17 protein-coding genes, 1 tRNA gene and 1 pseudogene are annotated in these 23281 nt (G+C 37.4%); 10 read left to right on the top strand and 9 right to left on the bottom strand.

All coding sequences use genetic code 11. The annotated features are described in order from the left end of the window. Positions 1–1441 precede the first annotated feature (1441 nt). From deoC to ispC, 3 genes are read left to right on the top strand one after another with little or no spacing between them, the layout of a single operon-like run. Positions 1442–2107, top strand: coding sequence for a deoxyribose-phosphate aldolase (deoC, locus tag ACYH9I_RS10850; RefSeq protein ID WP_483560730.1), 666 nt, complete (start codon positions 1442–1444; stop codon positions 2105–2107). 57 nt (positions 2108–2164) lie between these two features. Then, positions 2165–2926, top strand: coding sequence for a DNA-binding transcriptional repressor DeoR (gene deoR, locus ACYH9I_RS10855; protein WP_483560731.1), 762 nt, complete (start codon positions 2165–2167; stop codon positions 2924–2926). Position 2927: 1 nt separating this feature from the next. Further along, a complete protein-coding gene (gene ispC / locus ACYH9I_RS10860) occupies positions 2928–4106 on the top strand; it encodes a 1-deoxy-D-xylulose-5-phosphate reductoisomerase (RefSeq protein ID WP_483560732.1) in 1179 nt (392 codons plus the stop codon). Positions 4107–4220: 114 nt separating this feature from the next. Here ispC and ACYH9I_RS10865 read toward each other — a convergent pair whose 3' ends face one another. Then, complete coding sequence (locus ACYH9I_RS10865; RefSeq protein WP_483560733.1) at positions 4221–5180, bottom strand: aminoimidazole riboside kinase; 960 nt, start codon at positions 5178–5180, stop codon at positions 4221–4223. A 260-nt stretch (positions 5181–5440) separates the two neighbouring features. On the opposite strand from ACYH9I_RS10865, the gene ACYH9I_RS10870 reads away from it, so the two are divergent. Then, a complete protein-coding gene (locus tag ACYH9I_RS10870) occupies positions 5441–6910 on the top strand; it encodes a glycoside hydrolase family 32 protein (protein ID WP_483560734.1) in 1470 nt (489 codons plus the stop codon). A gap of 125 nt (positions 6911–7035) precedes the next feature. On the opposite strand, the gene ACYH9I_RS10875 is transcribed toward ACYH9I_RS10870, so the two are convergent. Continuing rightward, entirely contained in the window at positions 7036–8517 is a 1482-nt protein-coding gene (locus ACYH9I_RS10875; protein ID WP_483560735.1) for a SulP family inorganic anion transporter, read from the bottom strand. A 631-nt stretch (positions 8518–9148) separates the two neighbouring features. On the opposite strand from ACYH9I_RS10875, the gene cysE reads away from it, so the two are divergent. After that, a complete protein-coding gene (gene cysE, locus ACYH9I_RS10880; RefSeq protein ID WP_483560742.1) occupies positions 9149–9928 on the top strand; it encodes a serine O-acetyltransferase in 780 nt (259 codons plus the stop codon). Positions 9929–9987: 59 nt separating this feature from the next. Here the strand turns inward: cysE and ACYH9I_RS10885 are convergent, their stop codons facing one another. From ACYH9I_RS10885 to ACYH9I_RS10910, 6 genes are all read right to left on the bottom strand, one after another. Next, positions 9988–10821, bottom strand: a complete 834-nt coding sequence (locus tag ACYH9I_RS10885; RefSeq protein ID WP_483560736.1) for a mechanosensitive ion channel domain-containing protein — start codon at positions 10819–10821, stop codon at positions 9988–9990. A 61-nt stretch (positions 10822–10882) separates the two neighbouring features. Next, positions 10883–11476 (bottom strand): nucleoid occlusion factor SlmA, encoded by a 594-nt coding sequence (gene slmA / locus ACYH9I_RS10890; protein ID WP_091349295.1) that lies wholly within the window; start codon positions 11474–11476, stop codon positions 10883–10885. Further along, a complete protein-coding gene (gene dut, locus ACYH9I_RS10895; RefSeq protein WP_034909576.1) occupies positions 11473–11931 on the bottom strand; it encodes a dUTP diphosphatase in 459 nt (152 codons plus the stop codon). Before dut ends, slmA begins: the two co-directional genes overlap by 4 nt. Continuing rightward, complete coding sequence (coaBC, locus tag ACYH9I_RS10900) at positions 11915–13141, bottom strand: bifunctional phosphopantothenoylcysteine decarboxylase/phosphopantothenate--cysteine ligase CoaBC (protein WP_483560737.1); 1227 nt, start codon at positions 13139–13141, stop codon at positions 11915–11917. The genes dut and coaBC overlap by 17 nt, the downstream gene beginning before the upstream one ends. Before the next feature lie 51 nt (positions 13142–13192). After that, positions 13193–14854, bottom strand: coding sequence for a DNA repair protein RecN (recN, locus tag ACYH9I_RS10905; protein ID WP_483560738.1), 1662 nt, complete (start codon positions 14852–14854; stop codon positions 13193–13195). Positions 14855–15395: 541 nt separating this feature from the next. Continuing rightward, positions 15396–16664: a 3-deoxy-D-manno-octulosonic acid transferase gene (locus ACYH9I_RS10910; protein ID WP_483560739.1), complete on the bottom strand. Its 1269-nt coding sequence runs from the start codon at positions 16662–16664 to the stop codon at positions 15396–15398. Positions 16665–16763: 99 nt separating this feature from the next. On the opposite strand from ACYH9I_RS10910, the pseudogene ACYH9I_RS10915 reads away from it, so the two are divergent. From ACYH9I_RS10915 to metF, 4 genes and pseudogenes are all read left to right on the top strand, one after another. After that, positions 16764–17018, top strand: a pseudogene (locus ACYH9I_RS10915) (transposase); the annotation flags it as partial. A gap of 161 nt (positions 17019–17179) precedes the next feature. Next, positions 17180–17731, top strand: a complete 552-nt coding sequence (locus ACYH9I_RS10920; protein WP_091349305.1) for a YagU family protein — start codon at positions 17180–17182, stop codon at positions 17729–17731. A 176-nt stretch (positions 17732–17907) separates the two neighbouring features. Next, a complete protein-coding gene (gene metE / locus ACYH9I_RS10925) occupies positions 17908–20181 on the top strand; it encodes a 5-methyltetrahydropteroyltriglutamate--homocysteine S-methyltransferase (protein ID WP_483560740.1) in 2274 nt (757 codons plus the stop codon). A gap of 132 nt (positions 20182–20313) precedes the next feature. After that, positions 20314–21189 (top strand): methylenetetrahydrofolate reductase [NAD(P)H], encoded by an 876-nt coding sequence (gene metF, locus ACYH9I_RS10930; RefSeq protein WP_160404008.1) that lies wholly within the window; start codon positions 20314–20316, stop codon positions 21187–21189. Between the two features lie 38 nt (positions 21190–21227). Here metF and ACYH9I_RS10935 read toward each other — a convergent pair. Further along, positions 21228–21304, bottom strand: a tRNA-Met gene (locus ACYH9I_RS10935). 887 nt (positions 21305–22191) lie between these two features. Here ACYH9I_RS10935 and ACYH9I_RS10940 point away from each other — a divergent pair. Further along, a partial coding sequence (locus tag ACYH9I_RS10940) for a hypothetical protein (protein ID WP_483560741.1) occupies positions 22192–23281 on the top strand: 1090 nt, incomplete at its 3' end.

Raw genomic sequence — 23281 nt, forward strand, 5'->3', positions numbered from 1 at the left:
TAAATTTGTGGTCTATTTATAGTATGGCAAGGTTTCGGACGTTTTGACCTTTGGCGAATAAAATGGTTACAGTGATCACGTCCGAGTCAGGGAATTAAAGCGAATTCCCTGACAACCCACGCTTTGGCTACAGAATGTGGTCTACGGCTACGCTACTCGTATCATCCTGATACTCGCCTCTTCGAGGCCACCTTCGCTATGCTCAGGTGTTCAAATTTGTTCCAGACGCAGCACAAACTCACCAAACATCCCTGTTTGGCGTGCTAACCTCGCTCTGTTGTCGGCACATTCTGACGCCGGAATAAGACAAACAGCATAACCTTAGGTGTTTTTTGTGAGTTGTTTTTGTGTAAAAAGGCAATGAAATTACATCCAAAAAGTGGTCAGGAAAGATATTGATTTTATTTAAGTTTTTGTTTTTGTATTTTCAAGGAAAATCAATCGCTTACACAACCTAAGCAAAGCGCCGACATACAACAAATCAACAAAACCACGAATAGCGCCCTAATAACAGCAATTTAACCGCTCCAAACCCTTTTTTTAACGATAATTTAAAATTAAATAAAATCAATAAATTATAAAACACCTCAAAAAAAGGGTTTTCAAAGATGAAATTGTTGTTTATCTTTATATAGCAAGATTTATCAAATCTTAAGTTCCCTTAACGCCGTATAGGCGGTTTAGAAATAGTTCATCAAAAATATCAAGTACATGCCCTGCCTTAACGCCGTGTAGGCGTTTAATCAAAATAAAATCAACGAGATAATTATAAAGACACAACAATCTTTCCAAAAACGATGGTTATGTTGTTTGTTTTATTCCGGCGTCAGAATGTGCCGACAACAGAGCGAGGTTAGCACGCCAAACAGGGATGTTTGGCGAGGCTATGCTTCGCCGGGAGCGAATCATAGCCGGTGCGTTAAGACCGAGCGGCGGCGTCGGGCAGCCGCAGGCCACATTCTGCAGCCTTGCGCGGGGTTTTTAGGGGATTTCGCAAAAAATCCCCTAAATCGGACGTGGTCACTGTGGCTATTTTGTTCACCCAAAGCTCAAACGTCCGAAACCACCGTACCGAATCCATCCTATTCACCAACCCCAAAAGGCCTAATTTCCCGCCCAAAAATCGGTCAGAAAATGTATTGATTTTATTAAAGTTTTTTATTTTTGTTTTTAACAAAAAAACAATATCTTATTTTCTTTACCTCATTCCGACCCCAAAATCCACCGACCCCCTAAGCATTAACACAAATATGACTCCTTTCACAAAAACCCTAAAACTCAAACACAGATTTTTATCTGTACTATTTCAAACAATTACGCCATAATGTTATAAAAATAACAATATTTGGCTACATTTGTTATTTTTATAACATCCCTATTTATTTACATACTAATAATATTTAATAAAACATTATTACAAAAACATTTTAAGGATCTCGTTATGAGTTATGCAAAGTATATTGATCATACTTTACTTGCAATGAACGCAACAAAAGACCAAATAACAAAACTCTGTGAAGAAGCCAAACAATATCATTTTTATTCGGTTTGTGTAAATTCAGGCTATGTGCCTTTAGCGGCAAGTTTACTTAATGGCAGTGATGTCAAAGTGTGTGCAGTAGTTGGCTTTCCACTTGGCGCTATGCTGACTAGCGCTAAAGCGTTTGAAACCGAAATGGCGGTTAAAGCTGGCGCGCAAGAAATCGATATGGTTATTAATGTAGGTTGGTTAAAAAGCAATGATTTCGATGCCGTTAAACAAGATATCGAAGCGGTGTTTAAAGCTTGTGGCGTTGTGCCATTAAAAGTCATTTTAGAAACCTGTTTATTAACCAAAGAAGAAATTGTTAAAGTTTGTACAATTTGTAAAGAAATTGGCGTTGCATTTGTGAAAACTTCAACCGGCTTTAGCGTGTCGGGTGCAACTGTTGAGGATGTTAAATTAATGCGTGATACTGTAGGTAAAGAGATGGGCGTTAAAGCATCGGGCGGTATTCGCGATCGTGCAACTGCTGAAAAAATGATTCAAGCAGGGGCAACGCGTTTAGGTGCAAGCGCAGGCATTGCTATTGTATCGGGTGATACCACATCATCAAGTAGTTATTAATTAATAAACTTATCAATAAGCGACTTTATGTCGCTTATTGATATTGATGGAATCTGAATGGAAACACAATCGCAAAAAAGAATTAATGACCTCATTCAAATTTTAAAAAAAACAGATAAGATTCATTTAAAAGAGGCAGCTAAGTTGTTAGCGGTTTCCGAAATGACCATTCGACGTGATTTAAGTAACATCCCTACATCATTAACGGTTTTAGGCGGTTATATTGTTAGTGAAGTTCGTCATCAAGCAACGCAATATTTTGTTTCCGATCAGCAAGATAAACAAGTTAACGAAAAGCTACATATTGCTAAACTAGCTAGCAAACTTGTTTTTGCAAACGATACCGTCTTTTTTGATTGCGGTACCACAATCCCTTTTATCATTGATGCTATTGATGATGAAATCACTTTTACCGCTATCTGTTATTCATTAAACGCATTTTTAGCATTACAAAATAAACCTAATTGTAAGACAATTTTATGTGGTGGTTATTATCAGGTTAATAATGCTATTTTTACCGCTATTGGACAGTATTGCCAATTAAATTCGATTTGCCCAAATAAAGCGTTTATTTCGGCTGCTGGGGTTGATATATCACGAGGAGTCACTTGTTATCATTTTGATGAACTTGATATGAAGTTGCAAGCCATGAAACAATCTGATCAGCGTATTTTGATTGCCGATCATACTAAATTTAGTCAAGTCAAGCCGGCTTTGATTAGTGAATTGACGCTGTTTAATCAAATTATTACCGATAAAGCTCCGACTAAGGAATTTATCTCTTTTTTCAATAACCATAATTTAAAACTAATGTATTAATATGAAAAATATCACAATTTTAGGTTCGACTGGTTCAATTGGTTGCAGTACGCTAGCGGTTATTGCTCAAAATCCTCATCTGTTTAAGGCGTATGCCTTAGTGGGTGGTAATAATGTTGCCAAAATGACTGAGCAATGTTTGGCATTTAAGCCTAAATACGTTGCCATGGCAACAGCGCAAGCGGCTAAGGAACTAAGAGCAAATCTTGCTAATCTAAAATTGGATATTGAAGTGTTAAGCGGTGAACAAGCCATTTGTGATTTAGCGCAGTTGCCCGAAGTCGATCAAGTGATGGCCGCTATCGTTGGTGCCGCTGGGCTAAAACCAACTCTTGCGGCAATTAAAAAAGGTAAACGTATTTTGCTTGCCAATAAAGAATCACTTGTGACCTGTGGGCATCTGTTTATGCAAGCGGTTAAAGAGTATGGCGCTGAGCTGTTACCTGTGGATAGTGAACATAACGCGATTTTTCAAAGTTTGCCAATGGCGGTACAGCATCATTTAGGTTTTGCTAATTTGGCTGAACAAGGCATTACTAAAATAGTTTTAACGGGTTCGGGTGGGCCGTTTCGCGATTGGGAATTCGATAAGCTTGCATCGGTTACGCCTGCGCAAGCAGTTGCACATCCTAACTGGTCGATGGGTAAAAAGATTTCTGTGGATTCGGCAACCATGATGAATAAAGGACTTGAGTATATCGAAGCTCGTTGGTTATTTAATGCAAGTGCCGACGAAATGGAAATTATTATTCATCCGCAATCGATTATTCACTCCATGGTACGTTATCAAGATGGTAGTGTGGTGGCAGAACTAGGTGTGCCTGATATGTGCACACCAATTGCTTATGCTATGTCTTACCCCGATCGGGTTCCATCCAGTGTACCGCCTTTGGATTTTTGTCAAATTTCGGCTTTAACGTTTAAACAGCCTGATTTTAATCGTTATCCTTGTTTAAAATTGGCAATAGAAGCATCCAATCAAGGGCAAGCTGCCACAACGGCACTTAATGCAGCCAATGAAATTGCGGTAGAAGCTTTTTTGCAACATGAAATTGGTTTTATGGATATTGCCAAAAATGTAGCAAAAGTATTAGATCAATTAGCTTTCCCTGAGCCAAGGACAATTGATGAAGTTTTTATGATTGATCAGTGGGCAAGATCGCAATGTGGTCAGCACTAAACGCGATTTGATTTTTATAAACAGTGAGTTAAATAGGTCGTAAGGGCAGCCAATCGCAATGACGTTTTGAAAGTATTATGTTCAATGTTGCTGCCCTATTCATGCTTTTCTTGACTAAGCGATTTGTTTAGCGGTTAATGTTGGATTATCGCTAATAAAGGATTGTAAAAATCTGCTATCGGGTAGTGCAGTTAACGCGCCTTTTTGGGTGGTCGCTAAGGCACCACAAGCACTAGCTATCGTCATCATGCTTTCTAACATGAGTTTATCTTCAGGCATTCCTGATGAGGCAATACTGCTAAGTAGTCCTGCCACAAAGGCATCGCCCGCACCGGTAGTATCAATACTATTTACATGGTAAGAATCAAACGAAAATGTTTTGCCTTGCCATAAGGCAATACTGCCATCTTTACCTTTAGTAATTAACTTTAATGGCGCCTCATAGTGTTGTTGTAGTTTACTTAATGCTTCATGCCAGTCATTGCATTGCGTGAGCCAAAATAGTTCTTCATCTGATAGCTTAAGGATATCGGCATCATGACAAAATTGAGTTATAGTTGTGCGCATTTCATCTTTATTTGCCCACATCTGTTCACGCAAGTTAACATCGAAGCTAATTAAGCCATTTTTAGCGGTAAGGTTTTCAATGGCGGTTTTAAGCGTTTGCCGACAAGTGTGTCCCACGAGTGCCAAAGAGCAAAAATGCAAAATATCTTGGTTAAAATCAGGTATCGCTTGCTGAGACAAAAATTGATCAGCAGAAGGTGAAACCAAAAAAGTAAAACTTCGCTCCCCATTTTGACCTAAATCAACAACAACCGTACTTGTTTTATGGTGATCATCTTTTTCAAGGCTTTGGCAATCAACATGATATTCAAGGAACGTTTTTTCCATAAAATGACCAAAAGGATCATTTCCAACACGGCCAATAAAAGCGGAAGGTAACCCCAATTTTGCAATACCAATTGCGACATTAGCCGGTGCACCACCCGCACAAGCTTGATAATTCATATCGCCAAATGGCAATAAATCAATAACGGCATCTCCAAGAGACCAAACTTTAGTATTATTCATTTTATGACTCAATTTGTGGTTAGTTAAATTCAGTGAATATATTTCGGTTTTTGTATAAATAAGTTAGGGTTTTATTGTTTGATATATCTTGATCAAAGGTTAATAATAGGATAAATCGTCGATCAAAAAAATCATGGATAATATTTAAAAAGTATGACATTTGTCACATTGTTGGTGAGCTATTTTACCATAGGTTAATGTTAACAGGTAAATCCGGCTACGATTAATGCTATCAAATATTGGGTTAATAAGGGGATTGTATGTCTAGTGCTATCGATAAAGCTAACCAAGCGGTTAACAAATTAGCGCAGCTTGTTAATAAGCAGTATTACCCACATTTTCATTTAGCGCCACAATTTGGTTGGATGAATGACCCTAATGGGTTGATCTATTTTAAAGGGCAATATCATGCTTTTTATCAGCATCATCCTTATGATGAAAGCTGGGGGCCAATGCATTGGGGGCATGCTGTTAGTGATGATTTGGTGATATGGCATAGATTACCAATCGCAATTGCTCCTGATCAAGAATTTGATAAAAGCGGTTGTTTTTCGGGCTCTGCTGTTGATAACGATGGTGAGCTGTGTTTATTTTATACTGGACATGTTTGGTTAAGTGGCCAAGGTGATGACGAGCAGATAAGCCAAACTCAATGCTTTGCAAGTAGCCAAGATGGTATTCATTTTGAAAAACACGGTACGGTACTTGCGCCTAAAGATGGGATTATGCACTTTCGTGATCCCAAAGTTTGGCAACAAGATGGTCAATGGTGGATGGTGGTGGGGCAACGAACCCCAGATAATGTGGGAGAGGTGTTGCTTTATCGTTCTGGTGATTTAACAAATTGGACGTTCGATCAGGTTGTTGTGAGTCATATCGATCCAAATGTGTATATGCTTGAATGCCCTGACTTCTTTCCCCTTGGTGATAAGTGGGTGTTGATGTTTTCACCACAAGGTATGAAAGCGAAGGGCTATCAATATCGTAATTTGTTCCAATCAGGTTATATTGTGGGTAATTGGCAACCAGGCGAGCGATTTTCAATCATTAAACCGTTCCAAGAAATGGACTTTGGACACGATTTTTATGCACCGCAATCATTTCTTGCGGCTGATGGGCGTCGTATTGTTTTTGCTTGGATGGATATGTGGGAATCGACCATGCCAAGTAAAAAAGATAAATGGGTCGGCGCTTTTACTTTGCCGCGTGAATTGTTTTTAGATAAGGATAATTATGTTCGTAATCGCCCCATTAAAGAACTTGAAGCATTGCGCGAAAAACCAGAATCGCTAAGTAATATCCTCTTAAAAAACGAGCTTAAAAACACCGATATTCCATCGATTAGCTGTGAGATTAACGTTGAGTTTGATTTAATCCAAAGCGATGCCGAGCGTTTTGGTTTACAGCTTACAGCCACTAAAGATGGTAAACAAGCAACGCTACTATATGTTGATTTACAATCCGAGCGAATTATACTTGATCGCAGTTTGTCCGGTCTTGAATTAACCGGTTATCGTAGTGTACCGCTGCCCAAAACAGATAGGCTAACTTTGCATATTTTTGTTGATGCCTCATCTGTCGAGGTTTTTGTTAATGATGATTTGTATAGTCTCACTAGTCGTATTTACCCGCAATTACCGGCCGAGCGAGTCATCAACCTCTTTGCTGAAAACGGAAAAGCGAAAGTGACAAAATTGGAAAGTTGGCAATTGCAGTCTATTTATGCGTAATACCAATTCACTGCCTTTTGGCAGTGAATTTTTGTATTAAAAATGCTCTATTACACATAATCACAAACAATAAATCATGATTTAAAACTATCAATGCAGCGTATTATTTTTTATTACCTATTGGTTTAGTGATTATTTAGCGTTTGTTTCGCCTTGGGTTTATCATAAACGCCAAAATGGTCTACAATTGTACTACTGGCTTTATTTAGCCCTAACACTTCCACTTGTGCCCCTTCTTTGCGGAATTTAATTACCACTTTATCTAAAGCCGCTACAGCGGTTATATCCCAAAAATGTGCATGGGTAAGATCGATGGTTACCTTTTGTAACACCTCTTTTAAATCAAATGAACTAATAAATTTTGCCGAGGAAGCAAAAAATACTTGTCCATATACGGTATAAATACGTTGTTCCTTGCTGGGTTGCTCAGTTTGAATTTGTAGGTAATGAGCGACTTTATTGGCATAAAATAGTGATGCCAGTAATACCCCAACAAATACGCCATAAGCAAGGTTATGGGTAAATACAACGACAACTACAGTTGTGATCATCACAATATTGGTTGAAAGTGGGTATGATTTAAGGTTTTTAATCGAGTCCCAGCTAAAGGTACCAATGGAAACCATGATCATCACTGCTACTAACGCAGCCATTGGAATTTGGCTTACCCAGTCTTGTAAAAAGACAACTAATACTAAAAGTACCGTTCCGGCTATAAATGAGGATAGACGCGTTCGTCCGCCTGACTTCATATTGATAATTGATTGCCCAATCATTGCGCACCCCGCCATACCGCCAAAGAAGCCTGTCACGATATTGGCAATACCTTGTCCCTTGCACTCTCGGTTTTTATCACTCGGTGTATCGGTAATATCATCTACAATGGTTGCGGTCATCATTGATTCTAATAAGCCGACAATGGCTAATGAAAGAGAGTAAGGCAGAATAATCAATAAGGTATCAAGGTTAAAAGGGACATTGGGGAGTAAAAACGTAGGCAAGCTGGTGGGTAATGTACCCATATCACCCACCGTGCGTATATCCATGCCAAAATACATATAGATACCGGTAAGAATAAGAATGCAAAGTAGCGGTGAAGGAATCATTTTTCCTATTTTGGGGATATAAGGGAATAGGTAAATAATGCCAAGCCCAGCAATGGTCATTGCATAGACATGCCATGTGACATTGGTTAGCTCAGGAAGTTGTGCTAAAAAAATTAAGATGGCTAATGCATTAACAAAACCCGTTACCACAGAGCGAGAAACAAAGCGCATTAAGTTTCCTAATTGAAGAAAACCGGCAATAATCTGAAAAATACCGCATAAGATTGTCGCGACCAGTAAATATTCAACTCCATGTGATTTAACCAGTCCGGCAATGACGAGCGCCATTGCACCAGTAGCGGCAGAAATCATTCCTGGGCGACCACCGGCAAAAGCAGTAATAACCGCTATACAAAAAGCCGCATACAGCCCCATTTTAGGGTCAACACCGGCAATAATTGAAAAAGCAATTGCTTCAGGAATAAGGGCAAGTGCTACAACGATGCCCGATAGAACATCATTTCTGATATTGGAAAACCATTGTGTGCGTAAAGATTGCATTGAATTTAATCACCACTGAAAAAAAGGAAAATTGCCGCGTGAAGCAATGCATTTATAAGGTTATCAAAAGTTGATAGGAAAGATATGACTTCTGTGCATCACGCGAGTAACTATAATTATTATTAATAGAAAGAACGCGCAAAAAGTTACACAGGTATACTCCATAATGAAATTATATTTTTATAATAATAGAACTTAACCCATTGTACAATGGCTAATTTTCTTATTATCGTTGAAAGTTATAATATTTTATTGCTTTAAAAATTTTAATCTAACCATACAAATTTAAATGATGCCGATGTCATAGATCTATTTATTATAGGATTTAATGACGGCATTAACCGTCATCATTAAAAGCAAAATAGACAAAATTGAAAATGGGATTAGGCATTGGCGGTTTAACAACGTTTTAGATCTGTTTTTTTATGCCTTTATTTGGTTTGAGCTAATATACTTTATTTCACTTACAAAGAGGCTCTTTTTAAATAAGGTGATGCTATCTGTATTGGCCCTTTTTGGCTTTTTAAGGTGATGATAAATGAATACAAAACTTGCTTCTAGGTTAAGTTTGCGAAACAATGTGAACAATTTTAGTTATTGTGTATAAGGACTTGTTGTGAGCGATGCAAAAATAGTTGTAAAACCCGAACGGCTGTGGCAAACCATTCGGCAAGAAGCCTTTGAGTTAGTTGAAAGCGAGCCAATGCTGGCAAGTTATTTCCACGCGACTTTACTCAATCACGAGGATTTAGGCAGTGCATTAAGTTATATTTTAGCTAATAAACTGGCAACACAAGTAATGCCTGCTATTGAGATTCGTGAGATTGCTCGGCAGGCTTATCAAGCTGATCAAAGCCTGATCCAATCTGCAGTAAGTGATATTATTGCAGTTTATATTCGTGATCCTGCAACCAACTATTATTCAACCCCTCTCCTTTATTACAAAGGTTTTTTATCACTACAAGCTTATCGAATTGCACATTGGCTTTGGAAGCAAAACCGTAAATCATTGGCCATTTTTTTACAAAGCCAGATTGCGATAGTGTTTGGTGTAGATATTCACCCTGCGGCAAAAGTTGGTTGTGGGGTGATGTTTGATCATGCAACAGGCATTGTTATTGGTGAAACCGTGGTAATTGAAAACGATGTTTCTATTTTGCAATCCGTCACCTTAGGTGGCACCGGTAAACAAAATGGTGATCGTCATCCCAAAATTCGTGAGGGTGTAATGATTGGTGCGAATTCCACGATTTTAGGTAATATTGAAATAGGCAAAGGCGCTAAAATTGGTGCGGGTTCAGTTGTGTTAGATCTTGTGCCACCGCATACCACCGTTGCCGGTGTGCCCGCAAAAGTAGTGGGTTGCCCTGATTGCGATAAGCCTGCTTTAAATATGGATCAAGATATTTAATTGCGATGCGTATAATGAAAAATGCCGTTGATTTGTATCGACGGCATTTTTATAACGGATTATTTATTGTTAAGATTTACATCCATGGTTGGATATGGAATATTAATATTATTTGCAGTTAATCCATTTTTGATATTTTCAAGCAGATCCCCTTTTACTGCTCCGTAGTTTTCATTTAATGTCCAAACTAATACATTAAAATTCATTGAGGAAGCATCTAACACATCTAATCGAATGGTTGGTGCTTTGGTGGTCAATATGTTTTGTGTTTTATCAACCGCTTGTTTTAACACTTGGTAAACTTTTTGAATATCAGAATCATAGCCGACATTAATGACCAAGTCTAAACGCCTTTCCGGCAAACGGGTATAATTGACAATATTGGTATTGACGACTTGACTATTGGGTATCACCACTAATTCGTTGGTTGATGTGATCATTGATGTTGAAAAAATTTGTATTGAATCAATCACACCTTGTTGGTTATTAATCACAACCGTTTCGCCCACTTTAAACGGGCGGAAAATAATTAAAATCACCCCAGCCGCAAAGTTAGATAGCGAACCTTGCAACGCCAAACCAACCGCTAAACCAGCCGCACCAATGATAGCAACAATAGAAGCCGTTTGTACACCTAATTGGCCTAAAACCGCCACTAATGTCATGACAATAACGGCATAGTACGACAAAGCACTGACAAATTTAACAACCGTTGGGTCAACGTGCCGTTTAAATAATATCCGTTTTAATTGGTTGCTAATAAATCTAGCAATCGTTCTACCAATAACAAAAATAAGAATAGCAAAGCAGAAATGAGCGATATAGCTAAATACAACCCCATCATATCGTTTGATAAAGTTAAGGGTGTAATTTAAGAAACCTTCAAAATTCATCTTATTATCCTCAGTAATTCGGAATAGTAATTTCTATCAATGTGTTTTAGTGCAAAATTGGCTAAACCAGTTGTTTAACTAATAAAGTCCAACGTGTATCAAAATTAGTAGTTGGTAGATATTTAAAACCTGAACGAGAATAACGCGCCATCATGCCTTCGCAAAAAGCCAATAACTGACTAGACAAAATCCGTTCATCTGTGATGAAAGCAACACCTTCACGTATTTTGCGCTCCCGTAAAACTTGTTTGATTTGGATTTCAATTCGTTCAAATAGTTGGCTAATACGTTCTTGTAATTGGTCTTGTTCAAACATTAATGCATGCCCCGTCATAATTCTGGTTAATCCAGGGTTTTTTTCAGAAAAGCCTAATATCAACGCAAGAATAAGTTGCAAGCGTGTAAAGGTATTGGGCTCTTCTTGCATAATGACATTAATGCGCGACAACAAAATATCTTCAATATAGACAATTAAGCTTTCAAACATTTTTGTTTTACTTGGAAAATGTCGATATAACGCCGCTTCAGAAACACCTACTGTTGCGGCTAATTTAGCCGTTGTAATGCGTTGAGTGCCTTCATTAGATTCAAGCATTTTTGCCAATGCCTGTAAGATATCTTCTTTGCGATTTTTATTTTTATTTGTCACAATCATTTTTTACCCGAATGTCCAAATCCACCTTCTCCGCGTGCTGATTCAACAAATTCATCAACAATATTAAATTCTGCCTGTACAACCGGAACAATAATTAATTGGGCAATGCGATCGCCTGCCTCAATAACAAAAGGCGTTTGACTACGATTCCAAACAGGAACAAATAACTGGCCTTGATAATCCGAATCAATCAAACCAACCAAATTTCCAAGCACAATACCATTTTTTGAACCAAGTCCAGAACGTGGTAATACTAAGGCAGCTAAACTAGGATCAGCAATATGCATCGATAAACCTGTTGGCGTTAAGATGGTTTCGCCGGGTTTGATTTCGGTGGTTTTATCAAACATTGCACGCAAATCAATACCTGCTGAACCTTCAGTTGCATAGGTAGGGAGTGGAAATTCATTTCCTAAACGTTTATCTAATACTTTTATATCAATTTTTCTTTTCATCATGACTCGCTTTATATCGTTTTATGACTGCTTCAAGTAACTGTGTTGCTAATTGTTGTTTGTTGCTTAATGGTAACGTTTGCTCACCATTTTGCCAATATAGTGTTAATGCATTTTGATCAGAATTAAAGCCGATGGTTTTGTCTGAAACGTCATTAGCGCAAATTAAATCTAGATTTTTTGTAGTTAATTTTTTTAGTGCATAAGTTTTGACATCATGAGTTTCGGCGGCAAATCCTACCACAAAAGGACGATGCGTTTTGAGTGCTGCGACACTTGCTACAATATCGGGGTTTTTTACTAATTCAATAATAAGTTCGTTATTATCGCTGGTTTTTTTGATTTTTTGTGTCGCAATTGTTTTGGCATGATAATCGGCAACCGCTGCGCACGAAATAAAAATAGTTGATTTTTGCGCGCAATTTAATGCTTCTTCATACATCTGTTTAGCGCTTTTAACGTTAATTCGGTTGACACCATTTGGCGTATCTAAATGAACCGGTCCACTAATTAATGTAACGGTAGCGCCCATTTGTGCCGCCGCACTGGCAATTGCAAAGCCCATTTTTCCTGAACTGTAATTACTAATGTAACGAACTGGATCGATTTCTTCGATCGTAGGGCCTGCCGTGATGGTTATGGATATACCTGAAAGCGCAGCAGTGGTTGTAAAATACTGTTTGATATTATCAACAATCGTTGCAGGTTCTAGCATTCGCCCAGGCCCTATATCACCACAGGCCTGAAAGCCGCTGTCAGGCCCTAAAATTAAGGTATTTCTTGAGGCCAATACTGATAAGTTATGTTGCGTTGCTGCTGCTTTATACATTTGTTGATTCATGGCTGGCGCTATAACAATTGGCGATGGGGTTGCTAAGCAGACTGTTGACAGCAGATCATCAGCAATGCCGTTAGCCATTTTGGCAATAATATTGGCCGTTGCTGGGGCAATGAGGACTAAATCAGCCCATTTGGCCAGTTCAATATGGCTCATAGACAGCTCGGCTGATGGATCAAATAAATCACTTGATACCTGATTGCCCGAAACCGCTTGTAACGTCATTTTGGTAACAAAATGGCTAGCAGAATCAGTTAAAACGACACGCACTTGTGCGCCACATTTTTTTAAATGACGAACCAGATCAGGGCATTTATAAGCAGCAATGCCACCTGTAATGCCTAATAAGATACGTTTTCCTGATAGACTCATGATCAAGCCTCCTTCTCACCTAAATGAAAGAGCTATATTACCACAATTCAGTTAGATAATAAGTAGCTCTTTCGCATTGGCTAATGTTGCATCAGTAATTTTGTCGCCACCTAATAACCGAGCAAGTTCATTTAAACGACCAGTATTATCTAGTTTTTGCATATCAGTTGAAGTCTGTTTGCCATTGGTCTGTTTGTTAACAAAATAGTGCTGATTTGCTTGCCCTGCAACTTGTGGCAGGTGAGTTACAGTGATCACTTGCGTTGATTCACCCAGTTGCCTTAATAACTGGCCGACTTTAGCGGCAGTTGGTCCACTAATACCGACATCAATTTCATCAAATATTAATGCTGGCGTATCCATTTTTTGCGCTGTTAAAACTTGAATGGCTAAGGCAATACGTGATAACTCACCACCAGAAGCCACCTTAGCAAGCGGTTGTGGACTTTGCCCTGCGTTGGTGCTGACTAAAAAGGTGACTTGATCGGCACCGTCTTCATTTAATCGGTTTTCGTCAAAAGTGATATCGATACTAAATTGTCCATTAGGCATGGATAAGTCATGCATAATAGTGGTTACTTTTTTGGCTAATGTTTTGCTTATCGTTAATCTTTTTTGATGCAATTTTTGGGCAATGTCAACAGCGGTTTGATGATATTTGGTAATATCGGCTTTCAGTTGTTCGCTTTGTTCATCTTGCTGATTGATCTGTTTAAATTCAGCTAACAAGGTTTGATGTAAATCGGGCAATGTTTCAGGGGTGACATGGTGCTTACGCGCTAAAGCAATTTGTTTTGATAACCGCTGTTCAAGTTGCATGACTCGAGCAGGATCGAGCTCTAAACGTTCACTATAATGACGAAGTTCATCGCTTGCTTCTTTAATTTGGATTGATGCCTCTTCCAACATGTTATAAACATTATTTAACGCAGGATCGAGCGAGGTTAGTTCTTGAACACTATTTTTAACACTACTAAGCAAATTACTGACGTTATATTCATCGGCTTCATCTAACAACATCACAGATTGTTGGCTTAGATTGATTAATTGTTCACTGTTAGATAATCGTTTGTATTCTTCGTCAATTTGTTGATATTCCCCTTCAATTGGCGAAAACTCATTAAGTTCTTTTAATTGGTATTGCAAAAGCTGCATATGCGCATCACGCTCTTGTCGTGAGGTTTCGTACTGCTGATAAGCTCGTGTTGCTTCTTTCCACTGTTTATAGGCTTGCTGCATTTGGGCGAGCAACGTGGGTTCATTCATATAATGATTTAGTAACAACTGTTGATAATCACTGCGTAACAGGCGCTGATGTTCATGTTGCCCATGAATTTGAATCAACATTTGCCCCAAATCTTTTAATTGCGAAATAGGTACCGCACGACCATTAATAAATGCTTTAGAACGCCCATCTTGATTAATCACTCGGCGTAAAATGCACTCATTACCCTCATCAAGTTGATTTTCGCGTAACCAAGCAAAAGCCGCTGGCGTATCATCAAGCACAAAACAAGCCGAAATATCAACACGATCAGCCCCATGCCGAATAGATGAAGCATCAGAACGATTACCTAAACATAATCCCAATGCATCAATAGCAATCGACTTCCCCGCGCCCGTTTCACCCGTAATGGCGGTCATCCCCGTAGTAAAGTCAACAAGAAGTTGATCTACAATAGCAAAATTATTAATAGTTAGTTGAGTTATCATAATAAATTAATACATAAGGCTAGTTATCATATTGGCAGTATAGCAGTAAAAATACTGTAAATAAATACAGGGTGTTGTTTTTATTTTTTGAAATGTTTTGGGGATATCTACAAGCGCTATTTATATGAAATCGAAACTATTTCACCTAGGAGGTATGCAACTTTTTGATGTTATTTACTATTTGGTTTGTCAAAATTACTATCATTTATTGAATTTTGATTTAAATAGTCAATAAATTATTAAAGTTAAATGGGCTTTAAGGACAAAGAAATGTATCTCGATTTTTGTACACGGTTTATGTACATTCCTCTTTTTAAACGATCATATTGTAACTATCCCCTAAAATAGTACAGTAAAAGAGTAGAAAATTCTCTTTATTAACCCACAGAGGATTTAAATATGAAAAAAATGACTGAACATCAGATTGTATCTATTACTAAATATTTTTTCTTAACAATAGGATTCAATGTATAACTTAGAACTCTTACACTTAGTCCTAAACGTTTATGAGCATCAAAAATCAAACTACTACTTAAATTATCTAGCTTCTTATCCATTTTTCTATCTCCCTAAAATGATTAATTAATATAACTGCCTCTCGTTCTACGGTCTTAACAAAACTATTATAAATACGAAGTCTATCTTGAGTCGTCAGACTTTCTATCTGCTGAAAAATACTATTTATGTCATGTTGTATATCTGGTATAAAAGAATGTAATAGTTCATCCATATATTTCTGAGAAGAAAAATGGGGGCCGTAATAAACCATAGCACCATAAAGAAGTGGTTCAAATAAACTATGTCCTTTTAAAGAGGAGTCAAAAGAACCAAATACAATCGATGCGTGTGACATAGAATAAATGCGATTCAAAACCCCATAACTTTTTACAAAAACAATATCTGACAATATATTTTCAATATCGTTACATTCCGATATAACCTCTACTTGATTATTATATTGCTTTTTAAGCACCTGAATAAAATCATCAAAAAAATTAATATGTCTGGGCACAAGTATTATTTTATAATCAAGATGAATTAATTTAGATAAAAGAACATTAACAGTATTAAGTTCATTGGGATGAAAATTAGAAATTGCTATTACTTTCCTTTCGGAAGTGATATTTTCAACACCATTAACGCGAATATTTAAGGGAAGTTTGTAGCTAGGGACAACCGACACATTAATATCTGGCATTATATGTAGCAGTTTTGTTCTAAGGTCATCTGTTTGTACATAAGCATTTTTAATTGGCGAAAACATTAACTCTCTATAATACCTGTTACTAAGACGTTGTATTGTTTTATCTGAAATATGACCATTTAAAAGTATCACCTCTCGCTTTAGCATATTCATTACTGCAAGAAAGTTTGGCCAAAAATCATGCTCAATAATTATTGCTTTTTTGATATGAAAGTGACTAAGAAACAAAGTTTGATGAATTAATGAATCAAAAGGAAAATATAATATTTTCAAATTCAGTTTATTCTTATGTAGTTTTTTATAAGCCTGAATAGATGTTACTGTTAATATAATATTTTCATTTGATTCTGGTTCAAATGAATTAATTAAATTAATTGCTGCATCAACTTCTCCTAAAGATATTGCATGAATCATTATACAATTCTTTTTATTCCATCGATGAAACAAAGAAGTAAGAAAATAATGTTGACTAATATGTTGTAAATTATCTCTAGTTTTAATATTTTGTTTACGAGCCTTAATAAAAGAATAAACAGCAAGCACAGGCAAAAATATTAACAAAAACTGAGTGACTATCAATAAACAATATCTAAATAATTTATCCATTTTTTCTCTATCGTTTAAATAAAACTGTAACTATCCCCTAAAATAGTACAGCAAAAAAATAGAAAATTCTCTATGATAAAAGTAAAAGAGGATTTAAATATGAGAAAAATGACTGAACATCAAATCGTAGCTATTTTAAAAGAAGCTGAAGCTGGTATTCCCGTTAAAGAACTTTGCCGTGAATATGGCATGGAGAATTCAACTTTCTATAAATGACGGGAAAAATACGGCGGAATGGAAACTTCAGACATCAAACGCTTAAAGGAGCTTGAAGCCGAAAACCGTAAACTTAAACAGATGTTTGCCCAGCTCAGTTTAAAAGCTCAGCTTCAGGAGGAAATCATAAAAAAGCTCTAGAGTCTACTAAGGCACGGAAAACTTGGGCAGTGCAATTGCAAGAAAGTCATTTCATCACCAATAACTTTTACACCTCCCCCAACTTATTCTTCTTTTATCTAAAATTACACAGGAGTATAATTTGAATACATATCTATCATAACAACGGGAACCTAAGTATGTTTGGAAATAAAACAAATCGTCAAGTTATTATTTGGACAACAATTATCGGCGGATTTTTCAGTTCATTAGTAAAATGGGGTTCAGAAGTTAATATGCCTCCACGAGTACCTGGTGAAATTTCTCCACCTGCGGCACATATTGATGCATGGCTGGGTTGGCTTGGGATTAATTCCCACTCGCTTGATTATATTTACCAAGGGGCAAGCGTTTTAGGTGCTGTGACACTTTATCACTGGTTATTTAGTTTTGCTTTTGCCTTTGTTTATGTTGCAGGTGCATATTATTGCAACAAAATCCGCTTATGGTATGGGGCATTGTACGGCATTATTATTACTGTTGTGATGCACGGCTTTTTAATTCCATTGCTTGGTTTCCGCCATCCTGCTTATGATGCGGAAGGTACGGTTGGTTGGTTATGGAACTTAAATGGTTATGAACTTTGGAGTGAAATTCTAGGTCATATCTATTGGGGTGTATCGATCGAAGTGTGTATGATTGCAGTACTTGCTCATTTTGCAAGACCAATTCATGGTGAGTGGCGTCAATAATTGGCTTAGCTTTCATCAGTTAATATTAAATCCTACTATTTAACCATAGTGGGATTTTTTATTTGAATTGATATAGTTAAAAACTATAACAATCAATAAAAAACTAGAATTATTCAATACCTATTTTTTTTGTTATCTTTTTATCACTATAAAAAAATGGATAAAAGGAAATAAAAATGAATACTGCTGTTATTGGATATCCTCGTGTTGGTAAGCTTCGTGAACTTAAATTTGCAACAGAAGCCTATTTTAAAGGTAATAAAACTCAAGCCGAATTATTAAACGAAGCCAAAGCGTTACGAGCTGAGCATTTAAAACAACAAGCTGCTCAAAAAATTGCTTTTATCTCATCTAATGATTTTTCATTCTATGATGCGGTGTTAGATACAGCGTGTTTACTTAATGTTATTCCAAAACGTTACCAAGATTTAGGTTTACCTGAACTTGACCGTTATTTTGCTATGGCACGTGGTTATCAGGGTGAAAAAGGCGATGTGCGTGCACTGGCTATGAAAAAATGGTTCAATACCAATTACCACTATTTAGTACCTGAAATAGAAGATTCAGTACAAATTAAGTTAACAGGTACGAAACCTTTTGACGAATATCAAGAAGCGAAAGCGCTAGGTGTGCAAACCAAACCGGTTGTGGTTGGGCCGTTAACCTTTTTTAAATTAGCGCAGTATTTAGGTAAAAAACAGCTTGGTGATTTTAAAGCGGATATTATTAAAGCTTATCAAGAAATCATCCAAAAATTCACAACGCTTGGCGCTGAATGGATCCAAATTGATGAGCCAATTTTAGTGACTGATCTAAATAAAGATGATATCGCCTTATTTACCGAACTTTATCAAGCGATTTTATCAGTTAAAGGTAACACCAAAATTGTTCTACAAACCTATTTTGGTGATGTGCGTGATTGTTATAAAGAACTTGTCGCTTTACCTTTTGATGGGATTGGGCTTGATTTTGTTGAAGGTAAACAGTCATTAGCTTTACTTGAAAATAATGGCTTCCCTGCTGATAAAGTATTATTTGCTGGTGTTGTTAATGGCAAAAATATCTGGAAAAACAATTACCAAAAAACTTTAGCTTTACTTGGTAAAATCAAACAAAAAGCCACAAATATTGTCATTAATACGTCTTGTTCATTACTGCATGTTCCTTATACATTGCAAAATGAAACCAAATTAACCATTCAACAACGTGCTTATTTTGCTTTTGCTCAAGAAAAGCTACAAGAACTTGCTGAACTAGGTCAGTTATTTAAAGAAGCAAATCCTGAAAATAATGCGACTTATAAAGCTAATCAAACACTATTTACCCGTGAACGTGAAGGTGCAAACCACGCGGTTCGCCAAAAAGTGGCGGCATTAAATGCGTCTGATTTTACCCGTTTACCAGAGTTTTCAGTGCGTGAAGCGGCGCAGAAAAAGGCCTTTAATTTACCACTATTACCAACTACAACCATTGGCTCATTCCCACAAACACCTGATGTGCGTTTAAATCGTGCTAAATTCAAAAAAGGCGAAATTTGCTTGAATCAATACACTGAATTTAATCAACAAAAAATTGCGGAGTGTATTAAATTGCAAGAAGAGATTGGCATTGATGTGTTAGTGCACGGTGAATTTGAACGTAATGACATGGTTGAGTATTTTGGAGAAAGCTTAAATGGCTTTGTGTTTACCGAAAAAGCTTGGGTACAATCTTACGGTACACGTTGCGTTAAGCCACCGATTGTTTGGGGTGATATTTCACGATCTAAACCGATTACGGTTGAATATTCAAAATATGCACAAAGCCTGACTGATAAACCAGTTAAAGGGATGTTAACTGGACCGGTAACGATTCTTAACTGGTCATTCCCACGTGAGGATATTTCGCAAAAAGAATCGGTATTCCAAATTGGATTGGCCATTGGTGATGAAGTGTTAGATCTTGAAGCTGCTGGCATTAAGATTATCCAAATTGACGAAGCCGCGTTAAAAGAAAAATTACCACTGCGTAAAGCGGATTGGAACAGCGAATATCTTGATTGGGCGATTCCGGCATTTAGATTAGTACACAGCAAAGTCCAAGCTGATACTCAAATTCATACGCATATGTGTTATAGCGAATTTGCTGACATCATTAAAGATATTGATGCCATGGATGCTGATGTAATTTCGTTCGAAGCTTCTCGCTCTAATCTGCAATTAATTGATGTGCTCAATGCCAATAATTTTAAAACCGAAGTTGGGCCGGGTGTTTACGATATCCATTCGCCACGCGTTCCACCTGTTGCTGAAATTAAAGCGACGATCGAAAAATTACTGGCGAAGATCGATAAACAAAAATTATGGATTAACCCAGACTGTGGTTTAAAAACACGTGGTGAAAAAGAAGTGGTTGAAAGCTTACAGCATCTTGTTGAAGCTACATTAGCAGTAAGGAAAACACTCAATTAAGCACTGTTTTATAAAGAACTGAGCTTATTTATTAAGGCATCGTATTTTACGATGTCTGACAATTCCGCCGCCTATTTGGGCGGCGGAAATGTCAATAAGGAAAATAAGCGATATAACGAATGGATGATACAAATGAAAACAAATCTATTATTTAATAAAAAAACGGTGTTCTCTTTTGAAGTTTTTCCACCTAAAAAAACATCACCTTTAGAAACCATCTACAGCACTCTGCGAGAACTTGGTTATTTTAAACCTGATTTTATCAGTGTCACTTATGGTGCGGGTGGTAGCTTAAATGGACAAACCACCATTGATATTGCCCACTCGGTGAAACACACTTATGGCATCGAAAGTGTTGCTCACTTACCGGGCATTAATTTTGATAAAGCCGAGATGCAAAAAATCCTACACGACCTTAAATGTGCAGGGATTGATAATGTGCTTGCTTTGCGTGGTGACATCAGCCCGAATGTACCGCCCAAAGATGATTTTCGATACGCCAGCGAACTGGTAACATTTATTAAAGAAAACGGTGATTTTAACGTGATTGGTGCATGTTATCCAGAAGGACACCTTGAAGCATCAACCCTAAAACAAGATCTGATCCACCTAAAAGAAAAGGTCAATGCGGGTACTGATCAACTTATTTCACAGCTATTTTTTGATAATGACTATTTTTATGCATTTTTAGATAAAGCACACGATATGGGCATTAATGTACCGATCGAAGCCGGCATTATGCCAGTGACCAATAAAAACCAAATTGAGCGCATGGTATCGATGTGTGGGGTGAATTTACCGAAAAAATTCAAACAAATGATGGAAAAATATGAACATCATCCTGATGCATTTCGTGATGCGGGTATTGCTTATGCCATCGATCAGATTGTTGATTTAGTTTCACAAAATGTGGATGGCATTCATTTGTACACCATGAACAATAGCTACATAGCCAGACGCATTAGTGAAGCTGTTGCAACATTATTAGCTGTGCCAAAAACAAAATAGTGATTTAGAAAAAGGATATATCAAGGATTGATAGGAATTGGTTGCGGGGGCTGGATTTGAACCAACGACCTTCGGGTTATGAGCCCGACGAGCTACCAAGCTGCTCCACCCCGCGTCAAAGAGGTGACCATATTATAGTAATTAAATAATAAAGCAAGGTTTGTTTGATGTGAAAGCATCATTTTTAAACAAAAATGACAATATACTTGCTAATTCTAATCTAAATACAGCGATAATTTTAAAATCTTTACATCAGCGATAATAAAAAACATCAAAATTGACTAAGTCCTTAGTGTATTCAAATAACCTTGAGTGGTTTGTGTGGGATATTTTTTGTTAAAAAACAACAAAATAAAAAATTCAATAAAATCAGTCAGGAAAGGTATTGATTTTATTTGAGTTTTTGTTTGTTAGTTTTTAACCAAAAACCACCAGCAAAAGTCGTCCCCAGCAGCCCGCCAACGTAGGCTGACTCTATCTTTAACAAAACTTTACAATTTTTTAACTGAAAAAGTAGCACATTATTAATCAAGCGATTATAATTTCATCGCTTTCAAAGCAAGAGAAAGCTCATTAGTTGAGCAGTTAATTATAAAAAATGCAAATAAAACAAAAGATTAATTGACGGAATGAACGAAATGCGTTACTATGGACAGGATAATCGAAATGAGTTGCCATGCCTGGCACCTGGCACCTGGCACCTGGCACCTGGCACCTGGCACCTGGCACCTGGCACCTGGCACCTGGCACCTGGCCTGCCAAACCTATTTCTTAAATCTTTTTCAATTTCACTGTAGTCTAAATCAGACACAGTTCTTATTTTTATCACCGAGGTCATTTCGCGTAGCGAAATCGGCAACTTTATCGGCAGGGTTATCGTCGAGGTTGAGGCGCTTACCTTTTCTATTTAAATTACCAAACTTATCCCGCTTACTTAGATTATTTAGATTACCTAAATTATCGTTGTTTGTGCTGTTCTTGTTGTCATATACACAGGGTTCTGTGGCATTAACGACACATACATCAAGAGCAATTGAAGGTACTCCGCCATATTTAACGTTCGACGGTGGTCGAACAAAGGCGACAGATACAGACAGTTTGTTGTCTATAAGGTTGCAGGATGGCCAAGTCATCATGCCGTCTACGAATATATCAAGTGTATCAAATCCAATAAGATTGCCTTATGCAGGGAATACTCTGGGAGATATAGATATGATAGTCCCATCATCAGTGAATTCAGTGAGTATAAGTGATTTGGTCACTAGGTATAATTATTGGCGTGATGATGATGGAGATGAGCCGGCTGTAAATGGTGTAGCGGGGTATATATCGGTATCATTTACGGATAATAATGGTAATACAGTAAGTCGTAGTGATGTATTAGCTAAATGTAAGGGTCCTTATAGGGTAACCTTAAGAAGTTCAGCGGGATATTTAAAAACACGGTACGGGATTCCTAATAGGACTGATTTTAGCAGTCAGACGGTGATATATTATATCAACCCGTATGACAATAGTCTTGGTATTTGTTACTTTGTGAATCACGCAAGGCCGGTTACTTCTTATGGCTCAGCCGATTCCGCCGGCCCAGCTAACATATGGGATTTTCATAAGGGTTTTTTAACTCAGTCAAATGATTCATCATCTTACGACCGAAATTTCCCAACAACGGGTGCACATGGGTTGTCTTTTGAGTTAGAGATGCCAGAAGGAATAGATGGAAGTCAGTTTACGTGGTCTCCTGTTTCTCGTGGTGGAATAACAGCTACAGTTAACTGGGAGCCAAGTGGGACGAAGGTAACATTAAGCGGTCCTAGGGCAAGTAGTACTCAAATAAACTCAAGTAATCCTAGTCCGCTTACTCCGTTGCCATCTTTGCCACAGACCTTTGAGTTGGTGGGTAGGAATAGTAGTGGTAATGAGGTGAAGTATGGATTTGTGTTAAAGCAGTGGTTCGTCAATCGTGGTGATAAAGAGGATACACAGTCTAACCAAGCATCTTGGTGTAGAAGTTTAGGTTACCAATTGTCACAGATTAAGGATTTAACTAACGCGAAGTGTGGTATATCTTCCTCATTCCCTTGTGTAAATG

Source organism: Gilliamella sp. X-23, assembly GCF_057063545.1.